The sequence below is a fragment of the Natronosalvus halobius genome, from assembly GCF_024138145.1.
Classification (GTDB): domain Archaea; phylum Halobacteriota; class Halobacteria; order Halobacteriales; family Natrialbaceae; genus Natronosalvus; species Natronosalvus halobius.
Genome location: NZ_CP099998.1, coordinates 69,469 through 88,741 on the forward strand (window position 1 = coordinate 69,469; position 19,273 = coordinate 88,741).

Annotated in this window: 15 protein-coding genes; 5 read left to right on the forward strand and 10 right to left on the reverse strand. The window is 52.7% G+C overall.

Translation table 11 applies throughout. The annotated features are described in order from the left end of the window. Positions 1-33 precede the first annotated feature (33 nt). The 5 genes from NGM15_RS17265 to NGM15_RS17285 all read right to left on the reverse strand — a co-directional run bounded on the left by NGM15_RS17265 (position 34) and on the right by NGM15_RS17285 (position 5,909). A complete protein-coding gene (locus NGM15_RS17265) occupies positions 34-1,077 on the reverse strand; it encodes an ABC transporter ATP-binding protein (protein WP_305882013.1) in 1,044 nt (347 codons plus the stop codon). A gap of 40 nt (positions 1,078-1,117) precedes the next feature. Then, positions 1,118-2,170 carry an ABC transporter ATP-binding protein gene (locus NGM15_RS17270; protein ID WP_253438806.1) on the reverse strand — a complete coding sequence of 351 codons (1,053 nt, stop codon included), beginning with the start codon at positions 2,168-2,170 and terminating at the stop codon, positions 1,118-1,120. Continuing rightward, positions 2,170-3,063, reverse strand: coding sequence for an ABC transporter permease (locus NGM15_RS17275; protein WP_253438863.1), 894 nt, complete (start codon positions 3,061-3,063; stop codon positions 2,170-2,172). The genes NGM15_RS17270 and NGM15_RS17275 overlap by 1 nt, the downstream gene beginning before the upstream one ends. Before the next feature lie 60 nt (positions 3,064-3,123). Then, positions 3,124-4,065 carry an ABC transporter permease gene (locus tag NGM15_RS17280; RefSeq protein WP_253438866.1) on the reverse strand — a complete coding sequence of 314 codons (942 nt, stop codon included), beginning with the start codon at positions 4,063-4,065 and terminating at the stop codon, positions 3,124-3,126. Between the two features lie 164 nt (positions 4,066-4,229). After that, the gene (locus NGM15_RS17285; RefSeq protein WP_253438869.1) at positions 4,230-5,909 is read right to left on the reverse strand and encodes an ABC transporter substrate-binding protein; all 1,680 of its coding nucleotides are present in this window, start codon (positions 5,907-5,909) and stop codon (positions 4,230-4,232) included. 348 nt (positions 5,910-6,257) lie between these two features. Between NGM15_RS17285 and NGM15_RS17290 the strand changes: the two genes are divergently transcribed. Both NGM15_RS17290 and NGM15_RS17295 read left to right on the forward strand, forming a co-directional pair. Beyond that, positions 6,258-6,674, forward strand: a complete 417-nt coding sequence (locus NGM15_RS17290) for a nuclear transport factor 2 family protein (RefSeq protein WP_253438871.1) — start codon at positions 6,258-6,260, stop codon at positions 6,672-6,674. Between the two features lie 244 nt (positions 6,675-6,918). Next, positions 6,919-8,109: a M24 family metallopeptidase gene (locus NGM15_RS17295; RefSeq protein ID WP_253438873.1), complete on the forward strand. Its 1,191-nt coding sequence runs from the start codon at positions 6,919-6,921 to the stop codon at positions 8,107-8,109. A gap of 135 nt (positions 8,110-8,244) precedes the next feature. Here NGM15_RS17295 and NGM15_RS17300 read toward each other — a convergent pair whose 3' ends face one another. The 3 genes from NGM15_RS17300 to NGM15_RS17310 form a co-directional block, all read right to left on the reverse strand. Beyond that, the gene (locus NGM15_RS17300; protein ID WP_253438876.1) at positions 8,245-9,027 is read right to left on the reverse strand and encodes an SDR family oxidoreductase; all 783 of its coding nucleotides are present in this window, start codon (positions 9,025-9,027) and stop codon (positions 8,245-8,247) included. A gap of 629 nt (positions 9,028-9,656) precedes the next feature. Continuing rightward, entirely contained in the window at positions 9,657-10,604 is a 948-nt protein-coding gene (locus NGM15_RS17305; RefSeq protein WP_253438879.1) for an aminopeptidase, read from the reverse strand. 1,042 nt (positions 10,605-11,646) lie between these two features. Then, on the reverse strand, positions 11,647-12,438 hold the full coding sequence (locus NGM15_RS17310) for an IclR family transcriptional regulator (protein WP_253438883.1): 792 nt from the start codon (positions 12,436-12,438) through the stop codon (positions 11,647-11,649). Positions 12,439-12,656: 218 nt separating this feature from the next. Here NGM15_RS17310 and NGM15_RS17315 point away from each other — a divergent pair, with 218 nt between their 5' ends. Together NGM15_RS17315 and NGM15_RS17320 are read left to right on the forward strand one after the other, a co-directional pair. Then, positions 12,657-13,679, forward strand: a complete 1,023-nt coding sequence (locus NGM15_RS17315; protein ID WP_253438886.1) for an ornithine cyclodeaminase family protein — start codon at positions 12,657-12,659, stop codon at positions 13,677-13,679. Further along, positions 13,672-14,619, forward strand: coding sequence for a dihydrodipicolinate synthase family protein (locus NGM15_RS17320; RefSeq protein WP_253438889.1), 948 nt, complete (start codon positions 13,672-13,674; stop codon positions 14,617-14,619). Before NGM15_RS17315 ends, NGM15_RS17320 begins: the two co-directional genes overlap by 8 nt. Positions 14,620-15,454: 835 nt before the next feature. Here the strand turns inward: NGM15_RS17320 and NGM15_RS17325 are convergent. Further along, positions 15,455-16,567 carry a M24 family metallopeptidase gene (locus NGM15_RS17325; RefSeq protein WP_253438892.1) on the reverse strand — a complete coding sequence of 371 codons (1,113 nt, stop codon included), beginning with the start codon at positions 16,565-16,567 and terminating at the stop codon, positions 15,455-15,457. A gap of 532 nt (positions 16,568-17,099) precedes the next feature. Here NGM15_RS17325 and NGM15_RS17330 point away from each other — a divergent pair. Further along, on the forward strand, positions 17,100-17,867 hold the full coding sequence (locus NGM15_RS17330) for an SDR family NAD(P)-dependent oxidoreductase (RefSeq protein ID WP_253438895.1): 768 nt from the start codon (positions 17,100-17,102) through the stop codon (positions 17,865-17,867). 205 nt (positions 17,868-18,072) lie between these two features. Here NGM15_RS17330 and NGM15_RS17335 read toward each other — a convergent pair whose 3' ends face one another. After that, positions 18,073-19,170: an NADH:flavin oxidoreductase/NADH oxidase gene (locus tag NGM15_RS17335; protein ID WP_253438898.1), complete on the reverse strand. Its 1,098-nt coding sequence runs from the start codon at positions 19,168-19,170 to the stop codon at positions 18,073-18,075. Positions 19,171-19,273 lie beyond the last annotated feature (103 nt).

A 19,273-nucleotide genomic window follows, 5' to 3' on the forward strand; every position in this document is an offset into this window, starting at 1 on the left:
GTTGATCGAGAATCGATACGCCGACTACCCGTCTCAGTCGATGTAGTGATGGCAGGCGCAGGTGTGCTTGTCTTCGGTCGCGACGAGTTCCGGTTCGGTTTCCTCGCAGACAGGACCGATGTATTCCTGACATCGGGTGTGGTACCGACACCCGCTCGGCGGATCTTGTGGACTCGGAATATCTCCCTCGAGTATGATCCGATCGTCCAGTACCTCCGCATTGGCCCGCGGAATTGATGACAGTAGTGCGCGAGTATACGGGTGTTGAGGATTCTCGAATAACCGTTCCGTCGGGGCGAGTTCTGCAAACTTTCCCAGGTACATCACGGCAATTCGCTCTGAGATGTGACGCACGACGCTGAGATCGTGACTGATGAACAGATAGGTCAGGTCGTACCTGTCCTGGAGCCGCTGTAGTAGATTGAGGATATCAGCCTGCACGCTCACGTCAAGGGCACTCGTCGGTTCGTCACAGACGACAAACGTTGGATTGACGCTGAGGGCGCGAGCGATCGCAATGCGCTGTTGTTGACCGCCTGAAAATTCGTGCGGTGCACGCGACAGGTGTTCTTCACTCAGTCCAACTTCTTCGATCAACTCCATCACACGCGATTTTCGTTTTTCCTTCGACCAATCTGTGAGGAACCGCATCGGCTCGGTAATCGTCTTTTCGATAGTCATCCGTGGGTTTAGACTCGATGCCGGGTCTTGAAAGATAATCTGAATGTCTTTTCTTCGCTTTCGCAGCTCCGCTTTCGACAGGTTTGCAAGATCTGTTCCCTGGTAATAGACAGATCCGCCCGTGGGCTCCTGGAGGTTCACGAGCGTTCGACCGAGCGTACTTTTCCCACACCCGGATTCTCCGACCAGCCCGAGCGTCTCTCCTTCGCCGATCTCAAAGGAAACACCGTCAACCGCTTTCACGTGCCCGACGGTCCGGTTGAGGATTCCCCCCTTGACCGGATAGTGCGTCTTCAGATCCTGGACGGAAATGAGTGTGTTCGAACCAGTTGATCGGCCCGTTTCGTCGATTTGCTCGTTGGCTGTCGCGGTATTAGGCGAATTATCCATACTCATCAGTCCATCCCATGTTTCGTGCGTTGACTGCTCGTGTTTCTCATGATTGTGCCTCTGTCTCGTCGTTATGATACGTTTCGACGTCGTCTTCCCACGGTGGATCCTCACTGCCGATTTCAGTGTATAGGTGGCAGGCGACATCGTGATCCAACTCACTCGTTGGAGCCCGTAACTCTGGGTCGTAGGTATCGCATTCTGAACCAAGGTACTGTGGGCAGCGGGGAGCAAATCGGCACCCGGACGGTGGATTGATCAAGCTCGGGACCGATCCCTCGATGGCCGGAAGGACGCCGGCCGTTTCGTCGACATCGGGGATACTCTCCGTCAGGCGCCGTGTATACGGATGAAGCGCGTTTTCGAATAGGTCTTTGAGCGGACAGGTCTCGACGACATTGCCGGCGTACATGACCGCGATTCGATCGGCGAGTTCACTGACGACCGGCAGGTCGTGCGTGATGAACAACATGCTCATACCCTTTTGTTCTTGCAAATCGCGGAGGACGTCAAGAATTTTGGCCTGGACCGTCACGTCGAGCGCCGTCGTTGGCTCGTCGGCGATCAGTAACTTTGGCTCGTTAATCAGCGCCATTGCGATGACGACCCGTTGGCGCATGCCCCCAGACAGCGAGTGCGGATACGAATCCATCACCCGTTCGGGGTCTGCAATTTCACATGCTTTGAGCATCGCGACCGCACGGGTACGTGCTTCGGCCTTGTCGACGTCGTAATGAGCGTGGATCGGTTCGCGGATTTGATAGCCGATCTTCAATACCGGATTTAGCGATGTCATCGGATCTTGATACACCATCGCAATCTCATCGCCACGAATATCGTCGATTTCAGCACGGCCCATCGATAGCAAGTCGCGCCCTTCGAACGAGATTGTGCCTGAAACTACCTCTGCCGGTGGCGATTGAAGGAGCCGCATGATCGATAGCACGGTCACTGTCTTCCCGCATCCACTTTCACCGATTATTCCGAGGACCTCGTCACGATCGAGTGTGAGGTTTACCCCATCAATCGCTTTGACGACACCGTCCTCGGTGTTGAAGTTGATGCGAAGGTCGTCGATTTCGAGTAGTGGGTCAGTCATTATTGTTCTTGTTTTGGGTCGAGTGCGTCTCGCAAGGCGTCGCCAACGACGTTGAATCCGATCACCGTTAGCATGATGGCGAATCCCGGGAACGTCGCGATCCACCACGCCGTGTCAATACGGTTGCGGCCGTCTGCGATCAGGGCTCCCCACTCCGGGGTCGGCGGTTGCACTCCCATGCCGAGGAATGAGAGACCTGCGCTCCAGAGGACGACAGTCGGTAGCGTCAGCGTTGCGTAGACGATGATACTGGATGACGCGTTTGGAAACACATATCGAGTTATAATGTGGAAATCGGAGGCGCCCGATGCTCGCGCAGCATCGATATATTCTTCTTCCATCACACTTTTCACGTCCCCACGCACGAGCCTCGCAAATCCGCGCCACCCGACGAGCGTAAGCGCGATAATCAATGGCCAGAGTCCGCCGCCGAGCATGCCTGCGATCGCGAGGGCGAGTACAACGCCAGGCATAGATAACGCGATGTCGACGATTCGCATAATAACCGACTCCGTTACACCGCCGTAATACCCTGCAATCAGTCCGAGTGAGACGCCGATCACCATCTGAAGGCCGACAACGACCACACCGAGGAACAGCGCATATTGGGAACCATAGAGGGTCCGGGAGAATACGTCACGTCCGAGGTTGTCCGTCCCAAATGGATGTTCTATACTTGGCGGTTCTTCGATACTGTCGTACTGTTGTTTCGTTGGATCGTGGGGGGCGATAATCGGTGCGAACACGGCTACGAAGACCAGACCAAAGACAATAATTAGCCCGACGATCGCGAGTTTGTTTTTCAGTATCCGTCGGAGGATCTTCGTGCGACGGTTGGCCGTAATCGCTGGGCTCGAACTCTCTGGCGTGTCCGGCGTATTATCGATCGACATGAGTCATCCTCCTGCGATAGATCGAGTCATCGGCGATTATTGTGTCGTTCTTGAACATCTTCAATCGTACTGAATCCGCGGGTCGAAGTAGCTGTACAACAGGTCGACAATGAGGTTGGCGATCATCACCAGGATGGCATACATGAGAACGACACCCTGGACAACTGGATAATCTCGCTGGAAGACGGCGTCGACGAGAAGTCGACCCATCCCCGGCCAGGCGAACACAATTTCGATAATTACTGAGGCCGAGACGAGCGTCGGAACCTGAAGGCCGATGATCGTGATCACTGGAATCATCGCGTTCTTCATCGCGTGTGTATAGATTACCCCCTTCTCTCCAATTCCCTTACCCCGCGCAGTCCTGATGTAATCTTCGTTGAGTACTTCGAGCATCGCCCCGCGAGTCATGCGGGTGAGGATGCCGGCCCGTCTCGCACCGTTTGCGATGGCTGGCAGGGCGAGGAATGACAGCGCGGTTAACGAGAGCACCCCCCCACTTCGTCCCGATATCGGGAATATTCCCCACCTAACCGAGAATAGCATGATTAGTATCAAACCCAGCCAGAACGAGGGCATAGAGATCCAAAACAACGCAAATAACATTGATGCGTTATCGACCCATGAGTACTGTTTGACCGCGCTGAGCACGCCCAATGGCAGCGCAACGACGAGCATGATGGCCATCGAAGAGAGCACCAACTCAAGCGTTGCCGGGGCGCGACTCAGCATGAGGTCTGTAACCGATCGTCCGTTTTGCAATGACTCGCCGAAATCTCCGTGAACAGCGCTCTCAAGCCAGTAGAAGTAGCGAATGTACACCGGTTGATGCAATCCCATCTCGCGTTCCAACTGCTGGACGGCCTGTGCGTCCGCTCCCTGGCCGAGCGCAAGCTGCGCGGGATTACCCGGTGAAAAGTAAATCAGACTCGAAATGACGATCGTCACCCCGAACAACACGGGGATCATGATCAATAGCCGTCGGATCGTGTACTTTAGCATAGCTGCCCTAACTCACCACACGTCGATAGTTGTTGGACGTCGTCGTTATTGCACATCAGTTCAGTCATCGGTATATCTGTCTCGCGTTGTCCGTGCGGTTTGTTCGAGTTATTCTGCCCTCTATTGCGAAATCGACAACTCGCTCGGTCACCACTCTGTATCCATTACAGATCGACGTGGAGGTGGTGGCTCCAGTATTGGGTTGGCCACCACTGGTGCTCTGTAAAGGTATCGGTACCGCTGACATACTCTTTATGAGCGTATGTTCTATTGACAGTCATTACGGGCGCCCATATGGCATCTTCCATCGCAATTTCTCCCGCGTTACGGAGCGCGGCGTGGCGCTCTTCGGCGTCTGGGTGGTTGTTACCACGTTCGATGAGTTCGTCCACTTCAGGATTCGAATATCTGGCGAGGTTGAATCCACCTTCCTCCGCGAAATTCCGCGAGTGGAGACACCGCATTAGGAAGTCGGCTGCGTATTCGGCGCCGGTGCCAGCGGTGGCCGTGTGATACTCCTGATTTTCGAGCCGGTCGTAGAAGGTGCCGCCCTCGACGGCGGAGAGTTCCACATTCACCCCAATTTCACCCCACTGGGCCTGGGCCACTTCTCCCTGTGGTTGCCACTGTGGCAAGTCAAATGCGAGCATTTCGATTTCGAGCGGTTGCCCATCCTTCTCGCGAGTTTCGCCCTGACTCGAGTTCGTCCAGCCGGCTTCATCGAGAAGTTCGCGAGCACGCTCTTGGTCGAACTCATATCCTACCTCGGTCGCTTGATCTTCCGGAATCCCACCGACTGACGTTGGGGGCGACAGCGCATGGATATTCTCTCCATGCCCATCGAGCGCAGCGGTGATAGTGTCTTCGCTGTTAAGTCCGTGAATGAGCGCCTGTCGGACCCGGATATCATCAGTTGGCTCGCGATCTAAGTTGAACGGGTGCCATGCGGGATACGGATACGGGTTTTCGTGCAGTTTCACGCTTGAGGCGTCGTCAAATCGACTCGCGTCTGTGAGCTCCACATAGCTTGTCCCATCCAAATATCCATCCTGAAGTTCCGAATTCAGTGTTGCTTGCTCGGGAATAATGTTGAATTCGATCGCTTCGACGTTAGCTGGCCCCTGATTTTTGATGAATTCCGGCCCCCATTCATAATCCTCAAACCGCGTTAATCGAATGTACTCCGCGTCAGCCCATTCCTCAAACCTGAACGGGCCCGTCCCAACGGCGACGTCCGTGCCGTAGTCATCGCCGGCATCCTCGAAGGCGTCTCGAGAGATCATTCCCAGCGGGAACTCACAAAGATTGTATAATAGACGAGGATTTGGTTCATTATACTCAATTGTGACTTCATGATCGCCCGTCGCTTCGAGCGTATCAATCATTTCCATGTCTATCATGAAGGAGAGACGACCGTTTGCGTCGGCAAACCGCTCGAGATTCCACGCGACACTCTCGCCGTTTAGGTTCGTACCGTCGTGGAACGTAATTCCCTCCTCAATTTGAAAGACGTATTGTGTCGCGTCGTCATTGACCTCGTAGTCTGTAACGAGATGCGGCACTGGTTCCAGATCGTAGTTCAAACGGAAGAGTTGATCGTGTATCGCGTTACCCACGATTTGTTCAGGAACCCGGCCCGTCGCATGTATGTCTAGTGTATCAATTTCGGTCGCCAACGCGAAATTAAATTGACTATCGTCAGTCTCTCCCCCATCCGACTCGCCTTCATCTCCGGCGATACAGCCTGCAAGTCCAATCGTACCAGCACCACCGATGAGTGACAGAAATTGGCGTCGACGCTGTTCAATAGGCGCTGCTTTCGTAGTCCCTTCCTTTCGAATCATGTGTGTGCTACTCTCACAAACATGTTCTCCTCTCCATATATGAAAATATCTTAAAATATTTGCCACAATTCCCCTTGGTAATTCGAGCAATCAATCGATCCATCTCTATAGGAACGTACTTTATATATAGATATGCTCATTCACTGATTTCTATAATTTATATACGATACGTTGAACCACATGGTTGTGCTATTCTAACGACTCAGTGTCTGTATCGGTAACAAGAAATATGCGAATTACTGATCATTGGCGTTGGGTCACGGTACTCAATACTGTCGTCGTTGCTACCTTCACTATTGGTTTCGTCGCAACGGATAGTATAAGGGACTGGCGGAGACATACGAACGTATGGAATCGAGTACTGCATGGGATGAGTTACAGAACTGGCACCGTATCTGCCAGCTAAAATTCAGATACTGTTACAGTATCGACGACAAACGCTGTAATGATTTTGTCGACCTCTTCACAGACGACGCGATAATTGATTACGCCACTCGCGAAACCTACCGTGGAAGAACGGAAATCCAGGGATTTATTGAAACGCATGTGACTGAATTTGAGCAGACGACACATACGGTACTCAATCCGGTGATCGAAATTGACGGCGATTCGGCAACTGGGAAATGGTATGGTATCGTTTTCCTCCAATCTGATGGCACAACCCGATTCGGTCAGGTTAGGTACGACGAAACGTACCGGCGAGGAGATGATGGGTGGAAATTCGCCTCGTTAAAGACGGAATCTCGGCTATACACAGAGATATAATCCTCTCAGAAACTATAGTCGATCAATGCTCAGGTGTACGGCGACGGCAGCACGAAAATATTAGGAGAAAAGTCAGAATAGCGCCTGCCGAGAGGTGCTGATCCGGAAACCCGTATCTCACCTCGGAAATCATTTTTCTCTTTTTCGTGCTTCCGACATCATCAGTTGGGAATACGGATGCATTAGCGAGCCGGACGAACCGGATCCAAACGTTTACGTCTTCACCGCGAATCGACGGTATCATATGACGGATGTAACGATCGTTAGCGAGAAACTCGAACAGGCTGGCGCCGTGTTAGCAGATTACGATGTCGACGCGTGGATAACCTTTGGCCGCGAAACCAGTGACATAGCTGAACCAGTTCTTCCACTCCTCCTCGGGGAGGATTTTGTCTGGCCAGGGATGGTACTCATTACACAGGACGACGAGCGAATCGTCCTCTGTGAGACACACGATGCCGACACGATCCGAAGTGTTGGTCTCCACGAGGTATTCTCCTACGAGAACTCGCTGGAGCGAGTATTTCGGGAGGTGATTGAATCGATTGATCCCGATACCATTGCGATTAACTATTCGAAAAGTAACAACACCGCCGATGGACTAAGTCTCGGTCTGTATCGACTCTTAGAAGAGTACGTCGACGGTGCGTCGGTTGAGGCTACGTTTGAAAGCAGCGAGCCGATCATAAACCGAGTTCGAGGGACAAAATCCGACACGGAACTGAAACGAATACAATGTTCGGTTGACATCTCTCTCGAGATACTGGAGACAATGCGAAATGCCTGGCGACCCGACTGGAGTGAGGCCGACGTAGCGGAGTTCGTGCATGAAGAGGTCGAATCACGCGGTCTTTCCACGGCATGGCACGCTGACGTTTGTCCCGCGGTCGACGCCGGTAGCCAAGCGGAATGGGGTCACGCTAAACCGAGTGCGTTGCGGCTTCCGGAGGGGGAAGTTCTACACCTCGATTTCGGAGTCGTTTACGAAGGCTACGCATCGGACATGCAACGGCTTTACTATCGACCGGTCGATGGTAATTCAACAATCCCGACCGGGCTTCAGTCGGCGTTCGAGGACGTTAGGGCCGCAATCCAGGCTGGATTCGAAACACTTCGTCCTGGTATTCAAGGCCACGAGGTGGACACTGCGGCGCGTGAGACGCTGACCGACCGCGGCTGGCCAGAGTTTCAGCACGGATTCGGCCATCAAGTCGGCCGTAATGTCCACGACGGCGGAACGTATCTCGGTCCGCGCTGGGAGCGATACGGTGATACGCCCACGAAGGACGTATTAGAGGGGCAGGTATTCACGCTCGAGTTGGGGATCGAAACCGAATGGGGGTACCTTGGTCAGGAGGAAATGGTGGTCGTGCGTGCTGACGGAGCCGAGTATCTCACGGCTCCGCAAACGTCGATCGAGCTACTCGAAGAGTGAGATACCGGTTCTGACACTGCAACGCCCGCATCGAACTCAAACCTATTGTCTCACCTATAGCGACAATTCGACGCCAAGTCGGCTTCCACCACGATCTCATCTGGCTCGAAGTGGTCGTGTTCGATGGAAATCTACCTAGCTAATGTTCACTTCGCCGCCGTCGACAGGAATCGAGACGCCGGTCACATAGTCGGATAATTCGCTTGCGAGAAATACAGCGACGTTTCCAATATCTGTTGGATGGCCAAGTCGGCGAAGGGCGACCGAACGTTTGACTTGGTTTTCTGATTCGGTACCAAGGAGCTCTATGTCCTCACGATTCATCTGCGTTTCAATAGTCCCTGGATGAATGGCGTTCACTCTGATCCCATCCGGACCAAGTTCGTCGGCGAGGGCGTATGTCATCGAACGAACGGCACCTTTCGAGGCGACATAAGCGACGTACTTTCCCGACCCTCGAATTCCAAGTACACTTGAGAGATTAATTATTGCTCCGCCACGTTCGTTTTCTCGCATACGTTTGGCTGCAATCTGTGATCCAAAGAACACACCTTTCACATTGATATCCATGAGTCGGTCATATTCGGATTCGGTCATCTCTTCGAACGAGGTATTTGAGAGGATTCCCGCGTTGTTTACGAGGATATCGATGCCCCCGAACTGCTCGGCTGCGTCGATAGCGTCACGTAACTGGTCGGTCGATGTAACATCGCACGTGACGTGCGCCGCTTCGCCGTCAGTTTCGTCGGTAACTACGGTAACGGTCGATGGGCCGCCTTCTCGAGGGCGGCGTTGGACATCGGCCACGACTACATTCGCTCCCTCTTCGGCGAATCGGATCGCAATCCCTCGGCCGACACCACTGGCTGCACCCGTTATCACTGCCGTTCTGTTTTCGAGCAAACTCATAATACTCATACAGGGTTCACCAACAAATGGATTCGGATACTGGAGTGAATCTGGATCGGTCTACCACTGACAGTTCACCGTGTAATTTCGAGTTTCATAGGGTGAATGTGTCATGCTTTATCATCACTATTAGCACAATTCAGTTTGGTCTGCTTGTAATCCATGCTCGTCAAAAACCTGCGGAATATCCTCTTGTTCATCAGTTTCTCCCTGATTGGGCCCGCTCCAGCTGTCGCAGCTGATGATGCGGCTATCAAATAATGTAAATTCCCATCGCTTTATCGCAGGCCTCCCGTTACTCCGGTCCCAATATGACGTCTATCTCTATCATGAATGGGTGATAAATTGGGTAATATATCCACATATAGTGGACGACCTGCTATAGAATAATTCATATGTGGATATTCTCTCTATTCAGGGTATTTCATACCATGAAACGCCCTCTCAGGATTTGGGTTCATAGAACGCATTTTTGCGCCAGGAATTACAAAACTATGGCTGTAATACCATCGCTTCTTGGTATGGAGCCCAGTTGCTATTCAGAAATTTGATCGAGGACCGATAAACAATGTCCTGTGAGCGTTCGTTATTTACATACCTAATCCTGTACCAGGATCCGTATTACCCACTCAAAGTCTTTATTGTGGTGTGGGTAGCGTAACCTTCTCTCCATCCGCATATACCGTTGGATCACGGATTACCCCATCGAGGTGAATTGGTGCTTCGGTATCACCCCCCATCCCAACGTCATCGCCAATAGCAATGTGGACCGTACCGGCAGCCTTCTCATCGAGTAAGACAGATCCAGTTAATTCATTGACAGCAACGTTTGCTCCGATACCTAATTCTGCAATGTTGTATGCCGCTTTTCCGACTGATTCAGCGGCCGTATCGATCGTTTTTTGAAGGCGATCATCAGACATACCCTCAACGAATCCATCTACCACCTCAAAAGTGAGCGTTTCATTTTTCAGCAAGCCGTGAGGCATCATCGTTCCGTCGACGACGAACGTTCCGTCCGCACTGGTGGGTCCCACGGCTACTTCTCCCGCCGGCAAGTTCGACATTTGGCCAGATTCGTGAACGATACCTGTATCCGACATAAATTCCCTATCACCGATGGTAAATGTGATGTCGGTCCCGAGATCAGTTTTGACACGAACCGTTTCTGCTTCGTCAACCTGGTCTCGAAGATTCTGACAATGCTCCGCAATCGTATTGTAATTTACGTCAAGCCCCTCAGTGAATATCTGTTCCGTGATGCCTGGTAAGGTCGCTACTCTCGCTCCCTTCTCCGTTGCCTTCGTTCGTGCACGTGTGTGCGTTAAACTCTTCGTTGTCGGTGCCAATACGACGTCGCTCTTGGCCATCGCTGCTGCAACGCTCGCTGGCGGTTCGGCTCCGTTTGTCTGTCCTGGAGGATAACTGACGATGGTGGTCTCCGCCGTTATCTCATTCGCCACATCGAACAACGCCTTGCCGATCGGATAGCGTTCCGCATCGGTAACGATTACGCATGATTCGTCAGGCTTGAGATTCATACATTGCTTGATCGCCGTTTCAGCTGCCGTTTTCATATTGAGCATGCAGTTGAAGGCCTTTGGACCGAAATATATCTTCCTATATTCGCACATTTTTCCCACACGACGCTGAATCTCGGCAAACGGACAACCTCCCATAATGTTTCATAATAGTGAAAATGGCCATGATTCGCAACTGAACCCTCCCCCAGTATGTCGTCTGTTCAAGCATCCCCGTTATTTAAACGACTTGCTTATTCCACAAATTCCGGCCGTATATAATCTATGCTGCCCTGTAATCAACAGTGCAACAACAACCATTACGAGCATATGCATGTAACATTGTCTCAACTCACATTATGAAACGAGTATATCTTCACCGAAACTTGGCTTATACAATAGCCAACTCGAACGAACTGCTCGTGAACAATGCGTTTACTGACGGACGAACTGACGCTCGACGTTGTACTCTCTATCCCAAGCAAATCATGAGAGATCCGGTGGCGGATCGACAGAGGGTTCTCGCTCCGTAGTGTTGAACACCACTCGTTTCACATCATGAAACGAGTGGGTGGGGTGCAACAGAGTGTCCGACCCATACGGTATGCGATGAACACGTTTCATCTGTCTCTGAATAGGACTTCTTCATACGCTACCATCTCAAAGTTGATGAGCGCACCACTACGTTTGCCTGGCCGTCGGTTTTCGTGCAACATCTCACCTAAGACATCTAGAAAATCCACAACATTGTGGGATGCGATGCTACTATTTGGCTACACAATATCTCTCCTTGTGCTCCGTCCTATCTGTGATGGCCTTCGCTCTGGTCATAGGACAGAAGGCTCCTTGTTGTCCGTCGCTACCGCTTCATCGACAGACTTGCAGCCTAAGCCGATCGATTCAGTTACCATTAACGGGACCCCTCAAACTCGAGCAATCAAACTGTAGTTTGGAACCCCGCCGCATTATAGACCACGTACAGTTGGTATTCAGCGTGTTTGCCGCCCAGTGTACAACAGACGGGGCGAGAAGGCCGTTTCACTCTACCGCAGTAGGGAGTCGAGTTTGCTAATATGATATACAAGCAGCATGGTAATTGTGGGCGAATTTACGAGTATGTGAGGTTGAGCTCAATTTCATTCACGAAACTCAGGAGTATTTCGGCGGTTTGGTCAATATTATCACCCCCTCGCATGCGATGTGATGGTCCTGAAATGGAACAGGCGCCGATTAGTCTATTGTTGGACGTCCGGATCGGCGCGGCGAGAGCGTACAATCCTTTCGTGCTCTCTGCGTCATTAATTGCGTAGTTTCGTTGTCGAATCTCTTCCAGTTCCTCAAGTAGCGTTTCCCGGTCGGTGATCGTATTTTCAGTCGCGGGCTCCAGGCCATGCGTCTCGATGATCTCATCCACTCGCTCCTGTGGCATATGTGCTAACATAGCCTTTCCGGAGGCCACCTGGTAGAGGGGTAAGTGTCTCCCGACTCGCGTTCGGGTTGAAACCCCTTGCTGACCGGACTCACGGTAAATGATGACCGCTTTTCCATTGTTCTCTACCGAAAACTGGGCTACCTCTCCAGTTTCGATAGCTAGCTCGAGTACCTTCGGCTTAATTACACGTGATTCAGGAAGGTTCTCCCGAACGAACCCACCAAGGTCGAGATATCGGAGACCAAGTTCGTAGCCGTTTTCGGTTTTTGTGACGAAGTTGTGCTTTGCTAATGTGTTGAGATGTTTACTAACGTTTCCTTTTGAACTCCCAGTTGCCTCTGCGATCTCGCCTACTCGCGCTGTATTTCTCTGTTTGAGTGATTCGATAATAGAAATCGATGTCTCAACGGATTTGATGACGTTATCTGAACTTTTCCCGCCGCCGTGGGCTGATTTCTTCTTGGACATTGTTATCTATTGGTATGGGTCCAATACACTTAGTGTTTTCCATTAGTGTGGATATGGCCTATCCATTTCATAATGGAGTACAAGATTTCGTGAAGTGAAATAATTCGTGATACGTATTTCTGGTGCGTAGGTGGGCATTCATATATGCCTACGAAAGTCACGGAGCAGACTGAGAGAGTGCGAAATTATAAGTACTGACTACAGTGAGTACACAGTGTATGCCAGAGGACTATCCTACACCGGGCGAGATGTTATTTCTCTCTCGAGGGGACATTGATTCCGTGATTAATGCAGAAGACTGCATCGACAGGGTCGAAGACACGTTCCGATGGGTCGGCGAGGGTAAGGTTGAACAGGTTAACCCTGTGGAGCTGTGGCTTTCGCGCCCCGAAGACGAATACGGCTATGGAAACGTCTCGAGTTATCCGGCACATATCAAACCGCTTGAGGTTGCGGGCAACAAGTGGCTCGGCGTGTTCCACCGGAACGCACAACGTAACCTTCCAACGCTAAGCGCAGTGAATATCCTCAACGATGCCAATACTGCGATGCCGTTTGCGATGCTTGACGGTCAGATCGTGACCGCGCTACGAACGGCAGGCCACGCGGCCGTCGGGGCTCGATATCTAGCCCGTGAAGATTCATCGGTTGTGACGATCGTTGGATGCGGTGATGAGGGGCGGACACACCTTCGAGTGATGGACGCACTCTTCGATATAGAGGCGGTGAATGCCTGTGATATCGACGATACTGCGCGTGAGTCCTTTATCGCTGATATGGAATCACAGGTTGATGCCGAACTAACCGGGTATACGGATGCCCGTGAAGCGGTGAAAGGGGCTGACATCATCTGTACGGTAACGACGGCTGATTCACCCATCGTCATGGAAGAGTGGATCGAACCCGGTACACACGTCGCTGCCACGAACGGGTTCTTGGACCTCGATCCGAACTTCACCCGAACGGCGGATAAGTGGGTACTTGGATTGAAAAAACGTGATCTCCTGTGGATCGACGGCGACCAGGTCGGCATTACCGGTCCCGAAGGGCTATCCAGAGATAACGTTCACGGTGATTTGACGGAGCTACTCTCTGGCGACTGTACCGGACGAGAGTCAGCCGACGAACGGACTGTCATGTCACACATGGGGATGCCAGCCCTCGACGTCGCCACGTCTCATCTAGTATATGAAAAAGCTCAAGAGGCTGGAATTGGAAGTACCTTTAGATTACATGAGTGATAATATGCTAGAATTTGATAGAAAACCGCTCGAAGGCGTCCTCGCGCTTTCCCCGCTCTGTTTGAACGACGATTACAGCATCGATTACGATGGCATCCGGTCGAACATCGAATGGTTGGAACGGCAAGGGGCCCACGGGTTCATTCAATTCGCAACGATGGGTCAATCGATGGCCCCGTCGGAAGCGGAGTTCAACGAAGTAACCGATCTGTGCGTCGACGCTGCTGGCGACATAACGTGTGTGATTGGCAGCTCGGCATCGAATCAACAGGAGGCTATTCGCCGGGCAGTATACGCAGAAGAAGCTGGCGCAGACGGCACCTTGCTAGAACTTCCCTACATGATCCCGTTGCAGGAGGATTGGGTTGGTGATTTCTATAGCGACGTCGATGCTGAATTGGACGAATTGGGGATCATCGCGTACAATTACCCGCCGGCAACTGGCGTCAACATCTCACCAGAGACGTGGCACGACGAACTCCTCGATATCGACTCGGTGAAGGCAGTAAAGGACTCGAACTATGCCACCGATCACTATGATCGAATGCTCAATCTCACTGAAGAACTCAACGTGATCTCACCCTACGATTGTCACTTCTGGCACGACTCTCAGCTCGGCGGTGCCGGTTTCATCGGCATTCTAACCTGGGTCGCGCCAAAAACCATGCTACGGTTTTACGAGGAGTGTAAGGCGGGCAATCACCATGATGAGTGGGTTCGTAACGTGAACAGCACGTTAGCCGAAGTCTGGGGCGGCGTCTCGTCCTTGCCGGACCGTCCCATAGTATCGAACTCTCCGGCGATTCTCAATGAACTCGCAGAAATGAGTGGCTGTGAGGGCGGACCGGTGCGAAAGCCATATCGTCGACTCCATGACGAAGCCCGAATCGCACTTGAAGAAGCGGTTGCACCGTTGATCGAGATCGAGCAAGCGCTGTAAAACTCCGGCGTTTTTTGTGTCGAACTGGTGACCCTCGGCAGTGTTGGGTCGAAACTGACGGGGAGTATTATAGCGTGGACCAGGACGTACGCGCTCTATTCCATGACGTGAGGGTCGCAATCCACCGAATCGCAATAACTTATTGAGGGTCTTCGCCACAGCCCACCGAACGTATCGAACGGGACCCCCTTTCACGTTTTGCGCAACGGCCGGTCGCCGACTGAGACGACTGTCCCTTTATCAGAATACTCGCAGGTCTTGAGCGCCCGATTCTCGATAGCTCGTGCGATGTTCTTGCCGGCCTCTTCGGCTCCTTGCCAGGCGGCCTGTGCTGTCGGAGGGGCGGGCTGTCCACCCTGATCGACAATCGCTGACTCTCTGATTGCAAACACGCGTTCGTTCGAGGTCTGGAAATTGGCTTTCGTATTCACGCGGTTGTGCTGGGCATCGAGACTGGCTCCACAGAGGGGTTTCCGTAGGGCCCGCTGGACCCCTGGGTCATTGCCCGGAAAAATCTCTTCGAGTGCCCCAACAAGGTGGCTCTCGATGTGCACCTAATTGTCATACGGAATCCTACGACTTCTCCCGCGGTCTGAATACCAAACAACCCGGTGTCACCGATAACGAACTTCGCAGGATTCTCCCGAGTGGCACTAGTAGCCGCTTCCTCGATAGCGTCGTGAAGTTCGAGGGAATCAGCGAGACATTTCAACGTCAACGAGTACGTGATGGATCACCCTCCCACGAATACCGTCAGAAACGAAGTCGACTATTCACGTATACATTGTAGCCGCTCACTCAAAAGCGGTTTCGGCGAAAGAGTGTGTAGCTGCGGTTAGACCGTGACGATATCGTGAGTGTAATCCAACAGATTCTCACACCCATCTTCGGTGACCAGAACCGGGTCCTCGATATGTATCGGGACGTCTAGGTCGTGACCACTAACGAAGATACCGGGGTCGATTACAATCACCATCCCTTCCTCGAGCTCTTGGTGATTGTTCTCCTGGACCTGTGGTGCCTCGTGTCCGCTCATCAATCCGATTCCGTGCCCGATCTTCCATGGCTGATCGTAGCCTGCATCGGCCATGTATTCTTCCGCAAATGTGTGCACCTCATGGGCCGTTATACCGGGTTCCACGATATCCATCGTCGCGTAGATACACTCTGAACAGACCTCGTATGCTCGTCTGTCTTCTTCGGCGGGATCACCGACGAAGACATTTCGTGCACAATCAGTGGCGTAGTGATTGAACTGTGGCCCCATGTCGACGTCGACGATGTCTCCTTGCTGGAACGGACGATCGGTGAGTTCGCGGAAGACGCCACCCAGGCCCATCGTTTGAGAGCCTGCTTCGAGCATCGCACTGTTGACATCTTGGGCGACCTCGTATTGCGGACGTCCTTCCTCGATTGCCTCGACGGAAGCTGCGTGAGCCTCCGCTGCAATTTCGTTCGCTTTGCGGATGTTTTCGATTTCCGTCTCGTCTTTTCTCATCCGGAGATAGTCGAGTATCTCCTGGGCGCTCACAAGTTCGGCGTCCGGAACGACGTCGTTCAGCAGTTGACTATCGCCGAACCAGGCATCATCTTCGAGTCCGATGGTTGCATGCTCGAGATCTCTCTCTTCGAGAATTGACTTGAGAAGCTGTGGCGAATCCTCACCATCGCGGTAGGTAGTAACAGCGTCGACCGGGATCGACGTTTCGGCATGTTTCATGATGTCTCGGTGCATCTCCGAGAGGATGAATGCGGGTTCACCCTCAAGAGGCAGGACGTATGCAGAGAGCCAGATAGGCCATCCACCCTCATAGGCGCTGAAGCCAGTGAAATAAAATTGATTTGCACCGGCACCAACGTATAGTGCGTCGATTTCGTTCTCTTTCATTAACTCTTTTGCTCGGTCGATTCGAGACCCCCAGTCATATCTCACAGTGGCTTTTGACATTCGTCTAGTTCACCGTGTGAATGAGAATGACGAGCACTATTAAATCTACGTATTCTGGAAATCGTCGTGGGTCTCATTTCACTATCCCACTGACCTCACTCTTGGCAGCGACACCATCGCTCATAGTTGATTGCTCCCTCGTAATTGCGAGCCATGCTGGTACGAACAGCGGGCGGGCAACCGCTGACCGCAGTTGCTAATTTGCAGTGTGCTGACCTCTTGGATTGTCTGCTCTAAAAAAACGCATCCACATCTATCTCAATGAAGTTCAATGAACAGGTCACTCGTTGTACTGATCTTGCTGCATCGCCGACTGTTGGCATCCTCCATGTACTATTCGTCTACGGGTTGGCATAGATGGCCGTTGGTCATCTCACCGTTCCGTTGATCCCCAGAAGTAGGTATTGCAGCAATGTCGATCGACTCCGGACTGGTCTTGATCATCTACTCCTACGTGGTTTTCCATTCCGCTTAGACTGACCTCATCTTCTGGTACATAACGTTTATATTCTCCGTTCGCAGTGTTGCACTTGTGCCAGTACTTGAACAATTCGACCTCGAGGGTAAGCGTGCAATCGTTACGGGCGGTAGTAGCGGAATTGGAAACGCCATCGCGACCGCGCTTGCCGAGGCGGGTGCAACAGTTATCATCGCAAATCGGTCGGCCGACGCTGGGAAACAGGCCGCAAGAGAGATCACTGAGCAGACTGCGGGGGAGGCATTGGCAATCTCAGCCGACGTTTGCGACGAGCAGTCGGTTACAAACCTGATGGATCAGACTGTCGAAGCGTGTGGAGGGATCGACATTCTTGTCAATAACGCTGGTATTGCTATCTCAGAGCCCGCCGAGGAGAAGGAACTCGAAAATTGGGAACAAACGCTCAAAACGAACCTAACCGGTGTGTTCCTCTGTGCGAAACACGCAGGTAAGGTGATGATCGACGGAGACGGGGGCTCGATACTCAACATCTCCTCGATAAACGCGTTTGTCGCCGAAGAGCATGTCCCCCACGTCGACTATCACGCAACAAAAGGCGGTGTTGAGGCATTCACCCGCCAACTCGCTTCAGAATGGGGACAGTACGATATTCGAGTTAATACGCTCGCACCGGGGTTCGTTCGCACAGAATTATCGTCCGACGATTCACAGGTCAACGAGGAACGACGATCTCGGATTCCGCTCGGAAAAATAGCTCGGCCCGAGGACCTTGTCGGTGCAGCAGTGTTTCTTTCGTCAGATGCAGCAAGCTACGTCAGCGGCACCACGCTCCTGGTCGACGGCGGCTACGTCGCTCGCTGACGTCCAAAAATGTCGGCGAATTACCTTCATACGATTTCCAACGGCGGAGTGTTGACGTCAAACCCCGGCGAGACTGCGCCCCGGCCCTGAGACAAATCTGTGATCACGTTCTGGCGAATCCAACTGACGCGATCTATCGCGTTGTCGAATACGCAAGGTTCCTATTAGTTTCCGGCTGACATCTGGCTTTGCAGGCCGATTCATCTCATTCTCGAATACTCCGCTCGTATTGTGGTGGCCAGTATACAGAATCGCGTTGATTCAGTTTCCGGGCCGCATTCAATCCGAGGTACGGCTCTCGGAGGAACTGTCGAGCGACGGCAACGAAATCTGCGCGGTTGTTTCGAATCAGTGCATCGGCCTGTTCTGGGGTTTTGACACCACCGACAGCACAGACGCCAACGTCTGCTTCGTCTCTAATAGCTTCGGCGAGCGGCACCTGATTGTTCGGACCCGTATGGGGTTGGTCCTGGTCGAGGTGAATCCCGCCGGAACTCACGTCGATGACGTCGACGCCAAGAGGACCGAGTTTCTGTGCGAGCCTAATCGAATCATCGACCGTCCACGAATCGCGGTCATCGAGCCAGTCACTCGCCGAAATTCGAAGCCACAACGGCTTTTCCCAGACATCACGTACTGCAGACACGATCTCGCAAACGATTCGAGTTCGGTTATCGAAGCTCCCGCCGTATTCGTCATCTCGGGTGTTCGAAACGGGTGAGAGGAACTCGTGGAGCAGATAGCCGTGAGCTGCGTGAATTTCAGCGATCTCGAAGCCGCCGTCGGCTGCGAGCGAGGCGGCGGTTGCGAAGTGATCGATGATATCTTCGATTTCGTCGGTCTCCAGAACGTGCAGCGGCGGTGAGTCGCCGTATGGCGTCCAGGGGATGTCGCTTGGGGCGACTACTTCCCAACCGCCGTCTTCGGGTTGCACTGGCCGTGCACCGTCAGCTTCCCATGGAACACTGGTACTCGCCTTACGACCCGCATGACTCAACTGGATCCCCGGGACGCTGTTCTGTGATTTGATAAAGTCGGTTATTCGCTTCCACGCGGTGGCATGGGCGTCGCTCCAGATGCCGGTATCTGCCGGTGAGATACGCCCGTCCGGCTCTACGGCTGTGGCTTCTGCCATCACGACCCCTGCTCCACCAACCGCACGACTTCCCAGATGAACGAGGTGCCAGTCTCGTGGAATCCCATCGTGTTCCGAGACGGAGTACTGACACATCGGCGAGACAACCAACCGATTCGGTATGGAGATGTCTCCGAGGTCGATCGAACTGAAGAGATGCGAGTCCATACAGTGGGCTGGTTACGCAACCCTAATAAACGTCTCCTTCGTCCCAGAGTGATACGAACTCGATGTACTCGACCGATCCAGGATGCGGTGTCATCGGCGTTCG

What these genes read in the sequence shown, in the direction of transcription:
- NGM15_RS17265 (WP_305882013.1), bottom strand. Translation starts at nt 1,077, where the DNA reads ATGAGTATGGATAATTCGCCTAATACCGCGACAGCCAACGAGCAAATC.
- NGM15_RS17270 (WP_253438806.1), bottom strand. Translation starts at nt 2,170, where the DNA reads ATGACTGACCCACTACTCGAAATCGACGACCTTCGCATCAACTTCAAC.
- NGM15_RS17275 (WP_253438863.1), bottom strand. Translation starts at nt 3,063, where the DNA reads ATGTCGATCGATAATACGCCGGACACGCCAGAGAGTTCGAGCCCAGCG.
- NGM15_RS17280 (WP_253438866.1), bottom strand. Translation starts at nt 4,065, where the DNA reads ATGCTAAAGTACACGATCCGACGGCTATTGATCATGATCCCCGTGTTG.
- NGM15_RS17285 (WP_253438869.1), bottom strand. Translation starts at nt 5,909, where the DNA reads ATGATTCGAAAGGAAGGGACTACGAAAGCAGCGCCTATTGAACAGCGT.
- NGM15_RS17290 (WP_253438871.1), top strand. Translation starts at nt 6,258, where the DNA reads ATGGAATCGAGTACTGCATGGGATGAGTTACAGAACTGGCACCGTATC.
- NGM15_RS17295 (WP_253438873.1), top strand. Translation starts at nt 6,919, where the DNA reads ATGACGGATGTAACGATCGTTAGCGAGAAACTCGAACAGGCTGGCGCC.
- NGM15_RS17300 (WP_253438876.1), bottom strand. Translation starts at nt 9,027, where the DNA reads ATGAGTATTATGAGTTTGCTCGAAAACAGAACGGCAGTGATAACGGGT.
- NGM15_RS17305 (WP_253438879.1), bottom strand. Translation starts at nt 10,604, where the DNA reads ATGCTCAATATGAAAACGGCAGCTGAAACGGCGATCAAGCAATGTATG.
- NGM15_RS17310 (WP_253438883.1), bottom strand. Translation starts at nt 12,438, where the DNA reads ATGTCCAAGAAGAAATCAGCCCACGGCGGCGGGAAAAGTTCAGATAAC.
- NGM15_RS17315 (WP_253438886.1), top strand. Translation starts at nt 12,657, where the DNA reads ATGCCAGAGGACTATCCTACACCGGGCGAGATGTTATTTCTCTCTCGA.
- NGM15_RS17320 (WP_253438889.1), top strand. Translation starts at nt 13,672, where the DNA reads ATGAGTGATAATATGCTAGAATTTGATAGAAAACCGCTCGAAGGCGTC.
- NGM15_RS17325 (WP_253438892.1), bottom strand. Translation starts at nt 16,567, where the DNA reads ATGTCAAAAGCCACTGTGAGATATGACTGGGGGTCTCGAATCGACCGA.
- NGM15_RS17335 (WP_253438898.1), bottom strand. Translation starts at nt 19,170, where the DNA reads ATGGACTCGCATCTCTTCAGTTCGATCGACCTCGGAGACATCTCCATA.